Here is a 16,373-nt window from a genome sequence, read left to right on the forward strand (position 1 = left end):
TGAAATGGGCCAGCTCATTGCCGGGCCGTTTTGTGGCAAGACGCTGGGCGAGTTTGGCGCCGACGTGATCAAGATCGAGGCACCCGAGACCGGCGACCCGCTGCGCAACTGGCGCCTCATCAAGGAAGGTACTTCCGTCTGGTGGCAGGTGCAGTCGCGCAACAAGCGTTCGGTGGCGCTGGACCTGCGGCAAAAGGAGGCGCAAGACGTTGCGCGCCGCCTGATCACCGAGGCCGATGTGCTGGTTGAAAACTTCCGCCCCGGCACGCTCGAAGGCTGGGGCATGTCGCCTGAGCAGCTGCACGCGCTCAACCCCGGCCTGGTGATCCTGCGCATCTCGGGCTATGGCCAGACCGGGCCCTACCGCGACCTGCCGGGTTTTGGTGTGATTGGCGAGGCCATGGGCGGGCTGCGCCACCTGACGGCGGAGCCAGGCCGCGTGCCGGTGCGTGTGGGGGTGTCCATCGGCGACACGCTGGCGGCACTGCACGGCACCATCGGCGTACTCACTGCGCTGTACCACCGCAAGGTCAACGGCGGGCAGGGCCAGGTGATTGATGTGGCGTTGCACGAGGCGGTGTTCAATGTCATGGAAAGCCTGATCCCCGAATACAGCGCCTTTGGCGCGGTGCGCGAAGCCGCAGGCAGTGCGCTGCCGGGCATTGCGCCCAGCAATGCCTACCCGTGCCAGGATGGCTGGGTGCTGGTGGCGGGCAATGGCGACAGCATCTTCAAGCGGCTGATGGCGGCCATTGGCCGCCAAGACCTGGCCGAAGCCCCTGACCTGGGCAGCAATACCGGCCGCGTGGCGCGGGTGGACGAAATCGACGCTGCCATTGGCGCCTGGACGGCGGCCCGATCGGTGCAGCAGGTGATGGAGACCCTGGGCGCCGCCCGTGTGCCTGCGGGCAAGGTCTACACGGCCAAAGACATTGCCGAAGACCCGCACTACCGCGCCCGCAACATGCTTTTGACGCAGCAGACGCGCGATGGGTACAGCGTGGAAGTGCCTGGCATTGTGCCCAAGCTCTCTGCCACGCCGGGCACTATTCGCAGCAGCGCGCCTCATCTGGGCGACGACACGGATGCAGTGCTGGCTGAGGCAGGCCTCACGGCCGAGCAGATTGCGCTGCTGCGCAGCAAAGGGGTGATTCAATGAGCGCATCCAGCACCAGCACCAGCACCGTGTGGCTGGGCGCGGACCGCCGCATCCACATGCAGGAAGTCGGCCTGCGCGACGGCCTGCAGATGGAAAAGGCCTTTGTGCCCACAGACGACAAGATCGCGCTGTGCAATGCGCTGTCGGCAGCGGGGCTTTCCAAGATCGAAGTGACTTCGTTCACATCGCCCACCGCCATCCCTGCGCTGAAAGACGCCGAGATCGTGATGCGCGAGATCACGCGCCGCCCCGGCACGGTCTACACCGCGCTCGTGCCCAACCTGCGCGGGGCCGAGCGCGCCATCGAGTCGCGCACGGACGAGCTGAACCTCGTCATGTCGGTGAGTGCCACGCATAACCTGGCGAACCTGCGCATGACGCTGGAGCAGTCGTTCCAGGCGCTGGCCCAGGTGGTGGCTCTGGCGCAAGGCGCCAAGGTGGCGGTGAATGTGTCGTTGTCTTGCGTGTTCGGCTGCCCCATGGAAGGCGACGTACCCCAAGCCGATGTGTTCGCCTGGGTGCAGCGTTTTGTGGACCTGGGCGTGCGCGGCATCACGCTATGTGACACCACGGGCATGGCCTACCCCACGCAGGTGCACCAACTCACGTCGGCGGCCCGCGCGCGCTGGCTGGGCGTCGAGTTCACCCTGCATTTTCACAACACGCGCGGCATGGGGCTGGCCAATGTGCTGGCCGCCATCGGCGCGGGGGCAGACCGGTTTGACGCCTCGCTCGGCGGCCTGGGCGGCTGCCCGTATGCACCCGGCGCCAGTGGCAATGTGTGCAGCGAAGAGATCGTGCATGCGCTGGCGCTGATGGGCTATGACACGGGCGTGGACCTGGTGCAACTTGTGGCGGCGGCGCAGCAACTGCCTGCGTTGATCGGCCACGACATTCCGAGCCAGATCGTCAAGGCAGGTCCGCGCCTGGCGCTGCACCCGGTGCCAGCGGATTTCGAGGCGATCCGCGAAAGGGCCTTGTCCCGCTGAGTGCGGGCGAGCCTGCATTTACCCATGAATCCATAACACCAGGAGACAAAAGCCATGACATTGCAAGCCACGCTGTCCCGCCGCCTCTTTGCCGCCGCCCTGTTGTGCTCTGCCGCACTGTCGGCGAGTGCGCAGGACAAGTACCCCTCCAAGCCCATCACCGTGGTCGTGCCCCAGGCCGCGGGCGGTGCCAACGACGCCATTGCGCGCGTGGTGGCGCAAAAGCTCGGCGAGCAATTGGGCCAAAGCGTGATTGTGGAAAACCGCCCTGGTGCAGGCGGCACCCTGGCCACGGGAACCACGGCCCGTGCGCGCAACGATGGCTACACGCTGCTGCTCACAGCAGACAGCGCCCATGTGATCGGCCCTGCGCTGTACAAGAACCCCGGCTTTGATCCGGTCAAGGACTTTGCACCCGTGGCGCCCGTGGCCACGGCGGGCTATGTGCTGGTGGCGCACCCGTCCTTCCCCGCCAACACAGTGGCCGATCTGGTCGCATTGGCCAAAGCCAGCCCCGGCAAGTATTCGATTGCCTCAGCGGGCAACGGCACGCTGAACCATCTGATTGGCGAAATGCTGCAAAAGGCCGCAGGCATCCAGCTGCAGCACATCCCCTATAAGGGCTCGGCGGCTGCAGCCACCGACGTGGTGGGCGGGCAGGTGCCGCTGTCGGTGCAAAGCCTTCCGTCAGCGATTGCGTTCATCAAGGCGGGCAAGCTCAAGGTGCTGGGCGTGGTCAACGAAAAGCGCGTGGCGGCCTTGCCGGACGCCCCCACCATTGGCGAGACGATCAAGGGCTTTGGCCAGGCGCCCTGGTATGCGCTGTTTGCCCCTGCGGGCACACCCGCGCCCATCGTGGCGCAGTTGCAGGCCGAAGTGGCGCGTGCGCTGGAGCACAAGGATGTGGTCGAGAAACTCGCCACCGTGGGCTGCGAGCCCTTCAAGGGCACGGCGGCGCAGCTGGCAGCGCTGGTGCAGTCCGACCTGCCCAAGTGGAGCCGCGTGGTCAAAGAGACGGGCGCCACGGTCGATTGACCGTGTTTTTTCTTGGCTCCCAACGGTCCCACGCTTTTCAGATTTTTGACAACAACGACAACGGAGACATCGCTTTCATGAAAACCACCCGCAAACAGTTCACCACCCTGGCTATCGCTGCACTGGCCACCGGCTTTATCGGCCACGCCGCAGCGCAGGGCGCCTACCCGTCCAAAACCGTGACCCTGGTGGTGCCCACCGCCGCAGGCGGCACCACAGACCTGTCGGCCCGCATGCTCGCGCAGGCCCTGGCGCCAGTGCTGGGCCAGTCGGTCATCGCAGACAACAAGGGCGGGGGCAATGGCAACATTGCTGCCAGCGCCGTCAAGCGGGCCGAGGCCGATGGCTACACGCTGCTGATGCAGTACTCGGGCTACCACGTCATCTCGCCCCACATCACCAAGCAAAAGCAGTGGGAGCAGAGCGACTTCCAGCCCGTGGCCAATGTCATCTCGGCCCCGCAGATCATCGTGGTGCGAGCCGACCTGCCGGTAAAAACGCTGCCCGAGCTGATCGCATACGCAAAGGCCAACCCCGGCAAGCTCAACTACGCCTCGTCGGGCAACGGCTCGCTGCAGCACGTGACCGGTGCCATGCTGGAGCAGCAGGGTGGCATCAAGATGGTCCACGTGCCCTACAAGGGCACAGGCCCCGCGCTGCAGGACCTGCTGGGCGGCCAGGTGGACCTGACCTTTGGCACCGCGCCACCTTTCATGCCCCACATCGCCAGCGGAAAGCTGCGCGTGCTGGCCGTGACGGGCAAACAGCGCCTGCCCAGCCTGCCCGACGTGCCCACCACGGCCGAGGCGGGCTACCCCAAGGTCGATGCCACCTCGTGGTTTGCCGTGTTTGCCCCGGCTGCCGTGCCCAAGGCGGTGGTGGACAAACTCACTGCCCACATCCGCACCGTGGTGCAGGGCGCGGCCTTTCAGCAAAAGGCGCAGGAGCAGGGCGCCACGGCCGACTACCAGACCCCGGCGCAGCTGGGTGACAAGGTGAAGGCGGATTTGGCCAACTGGGCACAGGTGGTGAAAACGTCCAAGATTGAGGCGGAGTGACCTGGAGGCTTCAGGAAATTGGATTAAAAAGCCTGCTTCCGCGCGCTGGATAATCGTTAGCAGCTATTTATTTCATAGTGAATGGACCCTGGCGTGCGCAAGGCCACAATACGCGCCATGTCCCATTCCGAAGAACTCCTGGCCCAAGTGGCTGCGCTGCCCGCGCTGCCGGGCGTGTACCGCTATTTCGACGCGCAGGATGCGCTGCTGTATGTGGGCAAGGCGCTGAACCTCAAGCGCCGGGTGTCCAGCTACTTTCAGAAGAACCATGGCGGAACGCGCATCGGCCACATGGTCAGCAAGATCGTGCGCATGGAGACCACGGTAGTGCGCTCCGAGGCCGAGGCGCTGCTGCTGGAAAACAACCTCATCAAGACGCTGAACCCCAAGTTCAACATCTTGTTTCGCGACGACAAGAGCTACCCCTACCTCAAGATCACCGGCACTCAGGGCGCCCACACGCGGGGCGATGCGCCGGGGCAGGTGTTTCCGCGCATGGCTTACTACCGGGGCGCGGTGGATAAAAAACACCGCTACTTCGGCCCGTACCCCAGCGCCTGGGCGGTGAAGGAAACCATCCAGCTGCTGCAAAAGGTGTTCCGGCTGCGCACCTGCGAAGACACGGTGTTTGCCAACCGCACGCGGCCCTGCCTGCTGTTCCAGATCAAGCGCTGCACCGGCCCCTGCGTGGACCTGATCTCGCCCGAGGCCTATGCCGCCGACGTGCAGCATGCCGAGGCGCTGCTGCGCGGCGAAACGCAGGAGCTGCTGCAGGCGCTGGAGGTGCGCATGATGGCGCATTCGGACAAGCTGGAATTTGAGCAGGCCGCCGAAGTGCGCAACCAGATCCAGGCGCTGTCTCGGGTGCTGCACCAGCAGTCCATCGAGACAGTGGATGACAAGGATGTGGACATCCTGGCCGTGCGCGTGCAAGGCGGCCGCGCCTGCGTGAACCTTGCCATGGTGCGCGGGGGGCGGCACCTGGGGGACAGGCCCTACTTCCCGGTGCATGTGGAAGACGCTGCAGCGGTGTATGCGCAAGAGGAGGACGAGGGCATAGACGCTGTAGAGGTCATTGAAGGGGAAAACGCCGCGCCTGTGCAGCCTGCCCGGCCCGTGGAGGTGCTGGTGCTTGAAGCCTTCATCGCCCAGCACTACATCGGCGTGCCTGTGCCCCCGCTGCTGGTGACCAGCGTGCCGGTGGACAAAGCCCTGCTCGACGCACTGACCGAACAAAGTGGCCTTCGCGTGCATGCCATCCACCAGCCGCGCGAGCAGCGCCGTGCCTGGCTGGACATGGCGCAAAAGAACGCCGACCTGCAGCTGGCGCGCCTGCTGGCCGAGGAGGGCTCGCAACAGGCCCGCACGCGGGCGCTGGCCGAAGCGCTCGATCTGCCGCCTGAAGACCTGGACCAACTCACCATCGAGTGTTTCGACATCTCGCACACCGCGGGCGAGTCCACGCAGGCATCGTGTGTGGTGTTCCACCACCACAAGATGCAGAGCAGCGAGTACCGCCGTTACAAGATCGAAGGCATTACGGGCGGCGACGACTATGCCGCCATGCGCCAGGTGCTCACGCGCCGCTACAGCAAGGTGGTGGAGGCGCAGCGCGAGGAGGGCGGTATCGACTACGCCAAGTCGCCCGAGGCGCAAGCTGCCGCCCGGCCCAAGGGCCAGGCGTGTTTGCCCGACCTGGTGCTCATTGACGGCGGCAAGGGCCAGGTGGGCGTGGCACGCGAGGTGTTCACTGCGCTGGGGCTGGACCTGACCCGCATCGTGGGCGTGGAAAAAGGCGAAGGCCGCAAGGTGGGGCTGGAGGAGCTGGTGTTTGCCGACGGGCGGGAGAAGGTCTACCTGGGCAAGGACTCGGCTGCGCTCATGCTGGTGGCGCAGATCCGCGACGAGGCCCACCGCTTTGCCATCACCGGCATGCGGGCTGCGCGCGCCAAGGTGCGTGTGGGGGGCGGGCAGCTCGAAGAAATCGCAGGGGTGGGCCCCAAAAAGCGTGCGCGTTTGCTGCAGCGGTTTGGCGGGGTGCGTGGAGTGGCGTCCGCGAGTGTGGAAGATTTGGCCACCGTGGATGGGATCTCGCGCGAGCTGGCAGAAGAAATTTACAAGGCCCTTAGATAAGCCCCTCTGCAGTTCTGAGGTTGCGCCGTGACACAATCGCCGCCATGTTCTGGACTATCCCCACCTTGATGACCTGGACGCGCATCGTCGCGATACCTTTGATCGTGGGGGTGTTCTATGCACCGCTCGAACCGGCCACGCGCAACCTGATTGCCACCGTGATGTTTGTGGTGTTCGCCGCCACGGACTGGCTGGACGGCTACCTGGCCCGCAAGCTCAACCAGACCTCATCCTTCGGCGCCTTCCTGGACCCAGTGGCCGATAAGTTTTTGGTGTGTGCATCGCTGCTGGTGCTGGTGCACCTGCAGCGCGCCGATGTGTTTGTGGCCCTCATCATCATTGGCCGCGAGATCGCGATCTCGGCCCTGCGCGAGTGGATGGCGCAGATCGGTGCGAGCAAGAGCGTGGCTGTTCACATGATCGGCAAAGTAAAGACCACGGTGCAGATGCTGGCCATCCCTTTCCTGCTGTACGACGGGCGCCTGTTTGGCTTGATCGACACGGGCGTGTGGGGCACCTGGCTCATCTGGGCATCGGCCGTGCTCACGGTCTGGTCCATGGTGTATTACCTGCAGAAGGCGCTCCCCGAAATCCGGGCTCGCGTCAAGTAATTCCAAAGCTTATCGGCTGCCTGCGCGCGTTGCGTGAGAGTTGGCTGCTATATTTTCAGGAGCATTCACGTGGCAAAACATCGCATTGCCGTAGTGGCGGGTGACGGCATTGGCAAAGAGGTCATGCCAGAGGGCTTGCGCGTGCTCGACGTGGCCGCGCGCAAGTTCAGCATCGACCTGCAGTTCGACCATTTCGACTTTTCGAGCTGGGACTACTACGAGAAGCACGGCAAGATGCTGCCCGACAACTGGAAGGAGCAGATCGGCGGTCATGAAGCTATCTACTTCGGCGCAGTTGGCTGGCCCGAGAAGATTGCCGACCATGTCTCGCTCTGGGGTTCGTTGCTGCTGTTCCGCCGCGAGTTCGACCAGTACATCAACCTCCGTCCCGCGCGCCTCATGCCTGGCGTTGTCGCGCCCGTGGTGCGCCGCGATGGCAGCCCGCGTCTGCCCGGCGAGATCGACATGCTGATCGTGCGCGAGAATACCGAGGGCGAATACTCCAGCATCGGCGGCCGCATGTACGAAGGCACGCCGCGCGAGATCGTGATGCAGGAGACGGTGATGTCCCGCCACGGCGTGGACCGTGTGCTGAAGTTCGCCTTTGACCTGGCCCAGTCGCGGCCCAAGAAGCACCTGACCAGCGCCACCAAGTCCAACGGCATCGCCATCACCATGCCTTACTGGGACGAGCGCGTGGCCGAGATGGCCAAGTCGTATCCGGATGTGAAGGTGGACAAGTTCCACATCGACATCCTCACAGCCCACTTCGTGCAGCGACCAGACTTCTTTGACGTGGTGGTGGCCAGCAATCTGTTCGGCGACATCCTCTCGGACCTGGGTCCGGCCTGCACCGGCACCATCGGCATTGCGCCCAGTGCCAACCTCAACCCCACGCGCACCATGCCATCGCTGTTCGAGCCCGTGCATGGCTCGGCCCCCGACATTGCGGGGCAGGGCGTTGCTAATCCGATTGGCCAGATCTGGTGTGGAGCGATGATGCTTGATTTCTTGGGTTACCGTGCCGCGCATGATGCGGTGCTTGCCGCGATCGAGGCGGTGCTGGACCCCCAAAGTGGCGGACCGCGCACCCCTGATCTGGGCGGCAAGTCCCGCACGCAGGACGTAGGCAAGGCCATTGCTGAGGCGCTGTCAGCCGTTTGAGTGGTGCCGCAATTGGGGTGTCAATACGGGATGCTGCCCATACGGCATGTTTGAGACAAAACGGCCCTGCAAGCCCTGTCGTTGCGCGAAATACGACTAGAATTCACCGCAACGCTGCGTCAAATCAGCGTGCTGTATTGACACTCTGAAACTCGATGGCTTTAATCTGATGCAGCAGCCACTGCTGTGTATGCCAGTCATTCCCCCGCCTGTTCCCCATCAGCCCTTGGCTGTGTCGTCAGACGTGTGAAGACCAGATATCCGCGAGACATTCCATCAACTCTTTTCCGAGAGGCTTCTTGTGAACAAAACCGAACTGATCGAGCACATCGCTACCAACGCCGACATCTCCAAGGCCGCTGCTGCGCGTGCTCTGGAATCCACGATCGAGGCTGTCAAGAAGACTCTCAAGAAGGGCGGCACGGTTTCGCTCGTCGGTTTTGGTACCTTTGCGGTGGGCAAGCGCGCTGCCCGCACGGGTCGCAATCCCCGTACTGGCGCTACGATTAAAATCAAAGCTGCTAAAGTTCCAAAGTTCCGTCCTGGCAAGGCATTGAAAGACGCCTTGAACTGAGGATCAAGTTTAGGTGGGGTCCTTAGCTCAGTTGGTAGAGCGGCTCCTTTACACGGAGTAGGTCGGCGGTTCGAGACCGTCAGGACCCACCATCACCGAACAAAGGCGAACGCAAGTTCGCCTTTTGTTTTTTGCCTCTGAAAGATCGACCATGTTTGAATCCATCCGCAAGCACTCCAGGATCGTGATGATCTTCTTGTTCTTGCTGATCATTCCTTCGTTTGTGCTGGTAGGTATTGACAGCAACTACTTCTCTGAGAAGAGCCCTGTGGTGGCGCGTGTCGATGGAGATAACATCAAGCAGACAGACTGGGACAATGCCCATCGCGTGGAGACAGATCGTATTCGCGCGCAGTCTCCTACGGTCGATCCCAAGTTGCTGGATTCGCCCAGCGCACGCTATGCGACGCTCGAGCGCCTTGTGCGTGATCGCGTGCTGGCTGCTGCCGCGCAAAAAATGCACCTGGTCACCAGCGATGCACGCCTGGCACGCAGCCTGCAAGAGATCCCTGCGATCGCCGGGCTCAAGCGCGCTGATGGAACCCTCGATGCCGAAGCCTACCGCGCCCTGGTGGCGGGCCAGGGCCTCACGCCTGCAGGTTTCGAGGCCAATGTGCGCCGCGACATCTCCATCAACCAGGTCATGGGGGGGGTGATGGGCTCGGCTTTTGGTTCAGATGCACAGGTCAAGCTGGCCCTGAACGCCTTGTACGAGCGGCGCGACATCCAGGTGGCGCGTTTCAATGCATCCGATTTTGCGAGCAAGGTCACGCCTACGGATGCGGACCTCGAAGCCTATTACAAAGCCCATCCCGCTCAGTTCCAGCAACTGGAGCAGGCGGCTGTGGAGTACGTGGTGCTGGACCTCGACAGCGTGCGCGCCACCATCTCCCTGAGCGAAGACGACCTGCGCACCTACTACAAGGAAAACGTGGCGCGGATGACGGCCAAGGAAGAGCGCCGTGCAAGCCATATCCTCGTCAATGCAGCCAAGGATGCACCGGCTGCTGACCGCGAGAAGGCCAAGGCCCGGGCCGTCGAGCTGCTCGCCCAGGTGCGCAAGGCGCCGGCGAGTTTTGCGGACGTGGCAAAAAAATCCTCCGACGACAAGGGCTCGGCCGTGGTCGGTGGGGACCTCAACTTCTTCGCCCGTGGCGCCATGGTCAAGCCTTTCGAAGATGCGGCCTTTGCACTGAAGAAGGGCGAGATCAGCGATGTGGTGGAGAGCGATTTCGGCTTCCACATCATCCAGTTGACCGACATCAAGACGCCCCGCCAGCCCTCGTTCGAGGAACTGCGTCCGTCGATGGAAGCCGAACTCAAGCAGCAGCAGGCCCAGCGCAAGTTCGCTGAAGTGGCCGAGTCCTTCACCAACGGTGTGTACGAGCAGGCGGACAGCCTGCAGCCGGTGGCCGACAAGCTCAAGCTCAAGGTGCAGACGGCCACGGGGGTCACTCGCACCCCTGCGCCGGGTGCCAAGGGCCCCCTGGCCAATGCCAAGTTCCTGGAGGCACTGTTTGTATCGGACTCCGTGCAGAACAAGCGCAACACCGAGGCCATCGAAGTGGGCCCCAGCCAGATGGCTGCAGGCCGCGTGACGACCTACACCCCGGCACGCACCTTGCCGCTGGATGAAGTGCGAGCCCGCGTGCGCACCCTCTATGTGGCGGAGAAGTCGGCCGAACTGGCGCGCAAGGAAGGCGAGGCCAAGCTGGCCGCCTGGAAGGCAGCACCGGCCTCGGCCACGGGCCTGTCTGCCGCCACGGAAGTATCGCGTGAACAGCCCCAGAACCAGCCTCGCCCGGTGATTGACGCCGCCTTGCGTACACCTGCCGATGCCCTTCCCGGCTGGACTGGCGTGGATCTGGGAGCCGCTGGTTACGTGGTGGTCAAGGTCAATCGCGTGGTGCCCCGCCAGGCGCCTGATGCGCAGCGTGCCCAGCAAGAGCGCCAGCAGTACGAGCAGTGGCTGACGACCGCAGAAGGCATGGCCTACTACGAATTGCTCAAGCAGCGTTTCAAGGTGCAGATCAAGGCCCCGCGTCCAGACGCTGCGGCCCAGGTCACTGCAGAAAATTAAGTAACTTAGTCTTGGGGTGTAAAAACCCAGGCTATAATACAAAGCTACGGTGGCTGTAGCTCAGTTGGTAGAGTCCAGGATTGTGATTCCTGTTGTCGTGGGTTCGAGCCCCATCAGCCACCCCAAAATGCAAAGCACTGCAACGGAAACGTTGCAGTGCTTTTTGCTTTCTTAAGTGGTTTTTAGGCCTCGACTCCGGGTATTGTGACCTGCCACTCCCACTTAGTTGCTGCAGTGGCCGTGTTACAAGAAGACTGCAGCGCATACTGCTTGTTTAACTGCTTTGGGAGTTTCAGATGAATCTTGTAGTCCGCGATGCATCGCCCAGTGAGAAGCGTGGCAATGCTATGTCTGCTGCCCTCGCCAAAGAGCAATTGGAATACGCCATCAAGATCGTGAAAGAAGTGCTGCCACAGAGTGCGGGAGATTCAGCCTTGATTGGCGCTGTTGTGCAGGCCATTGCGATGAACTACGCCGCCGTGCCGCAACCCAACCGCTAGGGATGTCCTTACATGGACGTCTCCAGAGGAGCAAGATTCGGCGGCGTAAAGGTCTGAAGGGTTGCAGTCTTACATTCGGCCTGTCGGCGCAGGGTGATCGTCCTGCTGGTCCTGATGGCATTCGCGGGTGAGGCTCCTGTCTGCATATTGGGCTTGATGCCCTGTATCCCTATCGGATTACCCCCACACCGGTTTGACCTGTTGACCCATCACACAAGCTTCTTGCGGGCTCTCCTTCAAAACGGTTTCTTGGCGTTTGGTGTTCTCAGTTCATCGTAGTGGTCTCAGGCTGCGGCGAGGTCGACCGGATTCCATTTCACCTGGTCAAAGGCTTTGCCTTTGACCAGGACTGCCCAGACTATTCGGGCCAGCTTGTTGGCCAGCGCCGCGACCACTACGCTGTAGGGGCGGCGCAGTAGTAGCCGCTCGATCCAGCCGCTTCGCTGACTTCTGGCAATGACGGCGCGAGCGCCGTGCATCAACATGGTCCTCACATAAGGGTCACCGCGTTTGGAAATCCCCAACTGCCAGGTCTTGCCGCCGGTGCCAGTCTGTCGGGGCGTAAGCCCCAACCATGCAGCGAACTGTCTACCTGAATCGAAGCTGGACAGGTCGGTGGCGGTACAGGCCCTGCCCATCCGCGTGCTTCTCGCCTGTGGCAGAGCCTGCAGGCTTGACGTTCTTCACAAAGGTGTCTGTAAGTGCCATGCGTGCCCCTGTTGTTGGTATCTGCTGAGTTGGTATGCAGAGATACCGGCAGAAGTACCAATTTTTTGTTGGTATGTCATGGTACGCAGTGAAATGGCCTGAGACAACAAAAAAACCCGCGATGCTAGGAAACATGCGGGTTCTGAGAGGTTTTGAGACTGTCTGAAATGCTGCTTTGGCCTGCCCGGAGGGACTCGAACCCCCGACCTATAGCTTAGAAGGCTATTGCTCTATCCAGTTGAGCTACGGGCAGAAAGGCTTTCGGCGGTGACGCCTACTGGCTGGGCGGAATATCCGCCACTGCGGTGGTGCAGAGGCTGGATCATACCCGCCATGGCGGCTCCCTCCTGCAAGAAACCCTCTGATTCTGCAGCGCAGAGGTAGATGAGGGAATACCGAGGCCGCGCGAGTGTTCACGAGGCGCTTTTCACTCCAGCACACCTCCGTACGCCGCACAGCGTTTCCCTTGTCCACGCCATCGTCGCAGCGTTTGGCTTTGCATTGGCGCTGGGTTTTCTGGCAACCCCCCTGCGTCTGCCGACTCTGGTGACATTTCTCTTGTGGTTGCGGAGCAGAACCGCGAGCTGGTGGAGTCGCTGCGGTTTAAGGCACTGCGGCTGCGTTTGGCGGTGTGGTGAATTCAGATGGGTTGATTCGGGCGCACATCGCCCCTGCAGTCATGCATGGTGATTGACATGCCCGACGCTCTCAATGCGGGACAGACCATTGCCACGCCGACCACGCCGACCACGCCGACCACGCCGACCACGCCGACCACGCTGAAGCCGGCTGTCCAGATGTTGGTGCGCAGCCATTGCGAGGATGAGGCGCGCAGGCGGGTGAAGGTGTGCGATGGCGCCGTGGTGTTTTTAGCCGAGGATGCACTCGCCCGGCTGACGCCGCACCGTGCGCTGGAGCGGTCTTAGGCGCGCCGGGTGCTCTCCACTGGCCTTGCGCCTTTGCATGGGCCCGTGAAATTCAAGTAAAAAAAGTGCTTTGCGCGCGACCATAAAGGAATTTTTGCTATGTATTTGATAGCTGCTCCGTGTTGTCGCCTGTTTCCGGGGTAGCCGAGCACGCCTGCGCCTGTTCTGAAGAGGTTCGCACACTGTTGGCAGCTTTGCCGAAAGCAGGCTGGCCGTGTCAGCCATCAAAAAAATCCTTCGCAGCCAAGGGCCGCCTGCAGGTTCCGGTCGCCGTAGGCCCTCTCAACACAGGCGGTTTGCTCTGCTGCCACAGTGATAGATGGCGCCAGGCCCCTTGGTCGGGGCGCGGTATCTAACTTACTCGGTTTCTTCAAATACCAAGGCGGGTGTTGCCATGACACGGGCCATCTGGCCCAGGTCTTCGATCATCCGGTTGGCAAAGTAGCTGTTCTGGGTGTCTGGCTCCAGTGCGGCCACGGCCAGGTTGGCGCGGGGCTGGTTCAGCGGGACGTAGAAGCTGCCCGCTGGGGCATCCACGGCGCTGCGCACGGTGGATACCTGGACACGCACGATGCCGGTGCCACCAGCAATGGTGCCAATCACGTCCTGGCGGTCCCCGGTTTCACGCGCGGTTTCCCTGTAGGTTTCGGCCAGCATGGCGCCGGGTTCGGCCACGCGCATCACCTGCAGGCCCAGCAGCCGCAGGCGCTCAACCGCTGCTGTGGAGCCTGCTGCCAGCCAGTACCCGCAGGGGCGCGCGCGCGACTTGGTGGCGCGCAGGGTAAGCGACGAGTTCCAGTCCACGCGGATGCTGCGGTCTGCACCGGTGTCCGGGTCGAGGAAGTCCAGGTCCCGCTGGGTGGGTGTGGCTGCAGCCTCGACCACCACCTGATCGCGGCAGGCCTGGGCGCTCACGTCCCGGGCGACAAAAGAGCGCACCTGTTCGAGGTTGGCGGCCCGCTCGGCCGTGCTGCGCAGGGCGCTGGAGATGGCGGTGACCTGCGAATGCACACGGCGCTGGATGTGCATGCGGCCAATGCCCACGCCGCGTGTTTCGATGAGCAGGCTGACGGTGTTTTTGAGACCATGGACGTTACGCCCCGTGTCGGGCTGCGTGCCGCCCATGGAGATGCGCTTGTCCTCGAGGTTGGTCGAGGTGGTGTAGTACCAGTCGCTGGTGATGCCCTGGGCCTTGAGCGCGGCCACCATGGGCTGGTGGTACCACTCTTGCGAGGCCTTGGTCAGAAACTCGGGGTAATTGGCCGTGGTGGTGTATTGCAGCAGGGCGTCGTAGCGCTGGACGGCGTTGAACTTCTGCAGGTATCGGCCCACCACGGTGTATTCGTGGGCATCTACCACCAGGATGGGACGGTAGTCATTGATGACCCGGGCCAGTGCGCGGGCCTCGGGGGTGTTGAGCAGCAGGTGGTCGCGGTTCATGTCCGTGCCGTTGGCCGTGACGCGGGTGCCCACCTCGGCGCCATCGGGGTTGGCGCGGGGCACCACCACCACATTGATGCGGTCCAGCAGGGGCTCCAGCAGCCCCTGGGCCAGTTCACTGCTGATGACCAGCAAGGCTTCGCTGCCTGCGGGCTCGTCACCATGCTGCTGGCCGATCAGCACCACGGTGGGGCGGCCGCTGTTGTCCAGGCTGGCTGGGTCTGTGCCTGCTGCACGGGTGAGCAGCAGCCCCAGGATGGGCTCACCGCGCTGCGAGATGCCGATGTTGAGCAGCTTGCTGCGGGTGGCGCCACGGGGGACTGCATCCGACAAGGACCGCAGCCATTGGCCCAGCTCGGCATTGGTGGTGAAGGCCCGGCGATCCTGCCCCAACCCCGGAGTGTTGTAGGAAATTGGCGGGTTGGGGAAACGTGCGGCCACGGCAGCGCTGTAAGGCGGTGCCATGGGGCCTTCGTTCTGCACCACCAGTGGCGCAGTCGGGGGCAGGGGGGTGGACACCACGGCTGCGCGCTGTGGCGGCTGCTGCGGTGGCAGTTGCTGCTGGCCCAGCGGCGCAGGCACCACCGTACCCTGTTGCGCGCGCGGCAGCGGGGCTGGCGCGGTGGGCCGCTGGGCGGCCGGTGTGGTGGGCCAAGGGGGCAGCGGTGTGCTGCCACAGGCCGTCAGCAGCAGGGCAGCGAGGGTGGCTGAGGTTGCCCAGCGCATGGCCCGCAAAGAAGCCGTGACGGGGCGGGCGGTGTCTGTCCTTGCGTGGGGCGTGCGGCGAAGAGATGGGTGCATGGTCATGGGTGTTCTGCCAGTGGATGCCTCGCTGGGGGCGTCTGTGCCGTGGATGTTACCTGCGCAGTTGTGCCCGGTTCTATCGGCGTACATCCCGTTGCAATGCGCGGGTTGACACAGCGATGGGCCTGCGCTTCAGGCCGAATGGTCTTGTGGCGATGGCTACGGTGGTGACTGTGGTGTCGCGGGCGGCATCTTGAGACGCAGCAGCGCACGCACAAACCCGTGGTCGGACCGGGTGCGGTCGCGACCTTCGTGCAGGTGGTCGTTGAAGTAGTCCACCCGGCGCACGTCGCCCACGCTGTTGCGCCCGGAGGCCATGAACTCTTCGCTCACCAGGATCTGGTCGAGCACGGAGGGGGAGCCCTGGTGGATGTGCGAATACGCCACGTCTTTTTTCAGCGCGGCTTCGCCCTGGAGGTCGTAGGCGTTGAACAGGGCGACATCCCTGGCCGACCGGTCGTAGGCGATCTCGGTGGTGGCGCAGATGAGTTGCGTGGTCACGCTGTCGGGCGTGTCGTTGAAGTCGCCCAGCACCACCAGCGGAATGCTGGTGCGGTGTAGCAGGTCGATGATCAGGCAGCGCAGTGCCATGGCTTCGGCGCCCCGCATGACCAGCGAGCGCAGCGAGGCCAGCGCCACCACCTTGTGGTCGTCGCGGTCCACGATGGGGTTGCCCTGTGCATCCTGCAGGAACTTGGGGCGTTTGGATTTGAGGTGTGCGGTCAGCACATTGAGGGTCTGACCATGTTTCATGCGCAGCGTGGCGACCAGGGGCGGGCGCTCGAAGCGGGTGTGCGGCCCCAGGCCGGGCACCTCCACCTGGAAGCCCGGGGGAAAGTCGGGAAATGACTGCAGGGCCTCCACCTTGAGCCGCGTGGCAATGCCCACGCGGGGTGTGCCTTGCGCACCATGGCGCTCGGCGTCGTTCTCGGCACCTGGGACGGCCACAAAGTCGTAGCGCAGGCCGCTGCGGCCCAGGGCGCCCTTGAAGGCGGCTTCGTCCCAGACCTCCTGCACCGCCAGCACATCGGCGTTGAGCATGCGCAGTCGCTCCCCCAGCCAGGTGAGCTTGCGCTCGAACTCTGCGGCGCTGTAAGGGTCCTGGTTTTCGTAGAACATGCGCCCGGGGTTGGCCAGGTTCAACACATTGCAGGTGGCCACCATCAGGGTGGCCACCTGCAATGTGTTGAAC

The 16,373-nt window shown here is 63.3% G+C and carries 13 protein-coding genes, 3 tRNA genes and 1 pseudogene; 13 read left to right on the plus strand and 4 right to left on the minus strand.

Going from position 1 to position 16,373, the window contains the following annotated elements:
• The 12 genes from DBR12_RS07570 to DBR12_RS07625 all read left to right on the plus strand — a co-directional run.
• The coding region (locus tag DBR12_RS07570) for a CaiB/BaiF CoA-transferase family protein (protein WP_108616705.1) at nt 1-1,159 on the plus strand (1,159 nt) is incomplete at its 5' end.
• On the plus strand, nt 1,156-2,148 hold the full coding sequence (locus DBR12_RS07575) for a hydroxymethylglutaryl-CoA lyase (RefSeq protein WP_108616694.1): 993 nt from the start codon (nt 1,156-1,158) through the stop codon (nt 2,146-2,148). The genes DBR12_RS07570 and DBR12_RS07575, both read left to right, overlap by 4 nt.
• A gap of 54 nt (nt 2,149-2,202) precedes the next feature.
• Nucleotides 2,203-3,183, plus strand: coding sequence for a tripartite tricarboxylate transporter substrate binding protein (locus DBR12_RS07580; protein WP_108616695.1), 981 nt, complete (start codon nt 2,203-2,205; stop codon nt 3,181-3,183).
• Between the two features lie 77 nt (nt 3,184-3,260).
• The gene (locus tag DBR12_RS07585) at nt 3,261-4,241 is read left to right on the plus strand and encodes a tripartite tricarboxylate transporter substrate binding protein (protein ID WP_108616706.1); all 981 of its coding nucleotides are present in this window, start codon (nt 3,261-3,263) and stop codon (nt 4,239-4,241) included.
• A gap of 117 nt (nt 4,242-4,358) precedes the next feature.
• Nucleotides 4,359-6,374, plus strand: a complete 2,016-nt coding sequence (gene uvrC, locus DBR12_RS07590) for an excinuclease ABC subunit UvrC (protein ID WP_108616707.1) — start codon at nt 4,359-4,361, stop codon at nt 6,372-6,374.
• A gap of 44 nt (nt 6,375-6,418) precedes the next feature.
• On the plus strand, nt 6,419-6,985 hold the full coding sequence (gene pgsA / locus DBR12_RS07595) for a CDP-diacylglycerol--glycerol-3-phosphate 3-phosphatidyltransferase (protein WP_094287748.1): 567 nt from the start codon (nt 6,419-6,421) through the stop codon (nt 6,983-6,985).
• 69 nt (nt 6,986-7,054) lie between these two features.
• Nucleotides 7,055-8,149: a tartrate dehydrogenase gene (locus DBR12_RS07600; protein ID WP_108616696.1), complete on the plus strand. Its 1,095-nt coding sequence runs from the start codon at nt 7,055-7,057 to the stop codon at nt 8,147-8,149.
• Between the two features lie 301 nt (nt 8,150-8,450).
• Nucleotides 8,451-8,723 carry an HU family DNA-binding protein gene (locus tag DBR12_RS07605; protein WP_008906675.1) on the plus strand — a complete coding sequence of 91 codons (273 nt, stop codon included), beginning with the start codon at nt 8,451-8,453 and terminating at the stop codon, nt 8,721-8,723.
• Between the two features lie 16 nt (nt 8,724-8,739).
• Nucleotides 8,740-8,815 (plus strand) — tRNA-Val (locus DBR12_RS07610).
• A gap of 59 nt (nt 8,816-8,874) precedes the next feature.
• On the plus strand, nt 8,875-10,803 hold the full coding sequence (locus tag DBR12_RS07615; RefSeq protein ID WP_108616697.1) for a SurA N-terminal domain-containing protein: 1,929 nt from the start codon (nt 8,875-8,877) through the stop codon (nt 10,801-10,803).
• 49 nt (nt 10,804-10,852) lie between these two features.
• Nucleotides 10,853-10,928, plus strand: a tRNA-His gene (locus tag DBR12_RS07620).
• 171 nt (nt 10,929-11,099) lie between these two features.
• Complete coding sequence (locus tag DBR12_RS07625) at nt 11,100-11,303, plus strand: hypothetical protein (RefSeq protein WP_108616698.1); 204 nt, start codon at nt 11,100-11,102, stop codon at nt 11,301-11,303.
• A 284-nt stretch (nt 11,304-11,587) separates the two neighbouring features.
• Here DBR12_RS07625 and DBR12_RS07630 read toward each other — a convergent pair.
• Both DBR12_RS07630 and DBR12_RS07640 read right to left on the minus strand, forming a co-directional pair.
• Nucleotides 11,588-11,917, minus strand: a pseudogene (locus DBR12_RS07630) (transposase); the annotation flags it as partial.
• 270 nt (nt 11,918-12,187) lie between these two features.
• Nucleotides 12,188-12,264: transfer RNA gene (locus tag DBR12_RS07640), tRNA-Arg, on the minus strand.
• Between the two features lie 430 nt (nt 12,265-12,694).
• On the opposite strand from DBR12_RS07640, the gene DBR12_RS07645 reads away from it, so the two are divergent.
• Nucleotides 12,695-12,937, plus strand: a complete 243-nt coding sequence (locus DBR12_RS07645; RefSeq protein WP_108616700.1) for a hypothetical protein — start codon at nt 12,695-12,697, stop codon at nt 12,935-12,937.
• Nucleotides 12,938-13,294: 357 nt separating this feature from the next.
• Here DBR12_RS07645 and DBR12_RS07650 read toward each other — a convergent pair whose 3' ends face one another.
• Complete coding sequence (locus DBR12_RS07650; protein ID WP_108616701.1) at nt 13,295-15,184, minus strand: M14 family metallopeptidase; 1,890 nt, start codon at nt 15,182-15,184, stop codon at nt 13,295-13,297.
• A gap of 156 nt (nt 15,185-15,340) precedes the next feature.
• Complete coding sequence (locus tag DBR12_RS07655; RefSeq protein ID WP_233244343.1) at nt 15,341-16,345, minus strand: endonuclease/exonuclease/phosphatase family protein; 1,005 nt, start codon at nt 16,343-16,345, stop codon at nt 15,341-15,343.
• Between the last annotated feature and the right edge of the window lie 28 nt (nt 16,346-16,373).

Source organism: Acidovorax sp. HMWF029, assembly GCF_003060895.1.
Classification (GTDB): domain Bacteria; phylum Pseudomonadota; class Gammaproteobacteria; order Burkholderiales; family Burkholderiaceae_C; genus Acidovorax.

What these genes read in the sequence shown, in the direction of transcription:
- DBR12_RS07575 (WP_108616694.1), top strand. Translation starts at nt 1,156, where the DNA reads ATGAGCGCATCCAGCACCAGCACCAGCACCGTGTGGCTGGGCGCGGAC.
- DBR12_RS07580 (WP_108616695.1), top strand. Translation starts at nt 2,203, where the DNA reads ATGACATTGCAAGCCACGCTGTCCCGCCGCCTCTTTGCCGCCGCCCTG.
- DBR12_RS07585 (WP_108616706.1), top strand. Translation starts at nt 3,261, where the DNA reads ATGAAAACCACCCGCAAACAGTTCACCACCCTGGCTATCGCTGCACTG.
- uvrC (WP_108616707.1), top strand. Translation starts at nt 4,359, where the DNA reads ATGTCCCATTCCGAAGAACTCCTGGCCCAAGTGGCTGCGCTGCCCGCG.
- pgsA (WP_094287748.1), top strand. Translation starts at nt 6,419, where the DNA reads ATGTTCTGGACTATCCCCACCTTGATGACCTGGACGCGCATCGTCGCG.
- DBR12_RS07615 (WP_108616697.1), top strand. Translation starts at nt 8,875, where the DNA reads ATGTTTGAATCCATCCGCAAGCACTCCAGGATCGTGATGATCTTCTTG.
- DBR12_RS07625 (WP_108616698.1), top strand. Translation starts at nt 11,100, where the DNA reads ATGAATCTTGTAGTCCGCGATGCATCGCCCAGTGAGAAGCGTGGCAAT.
- DBR12_RS07645 (WP_108616700.1), top strand. Translation starts at nt 12,695, where the DNA reads ATGGTGATTGACATGCCCGACGCTCTCAATGCGGGACAGACCATTGCC.
- DBR12_RS07650 (WP_108616701.1), bottom strand. Translation starts at nt 15,184, where the DNA reads ATGACCATGCACCCATCTCTTCGCCGCACGCCCCACGCAAGGACAGAC.
- DBR12_RS07655 (WP_233244343.1), bottom strand. Translation starts at nt 16,345, where the DNA reads ATGGTGGCCACCTGCAATGTGTTGAACCTGGCCAACCCCGGGCGCATG.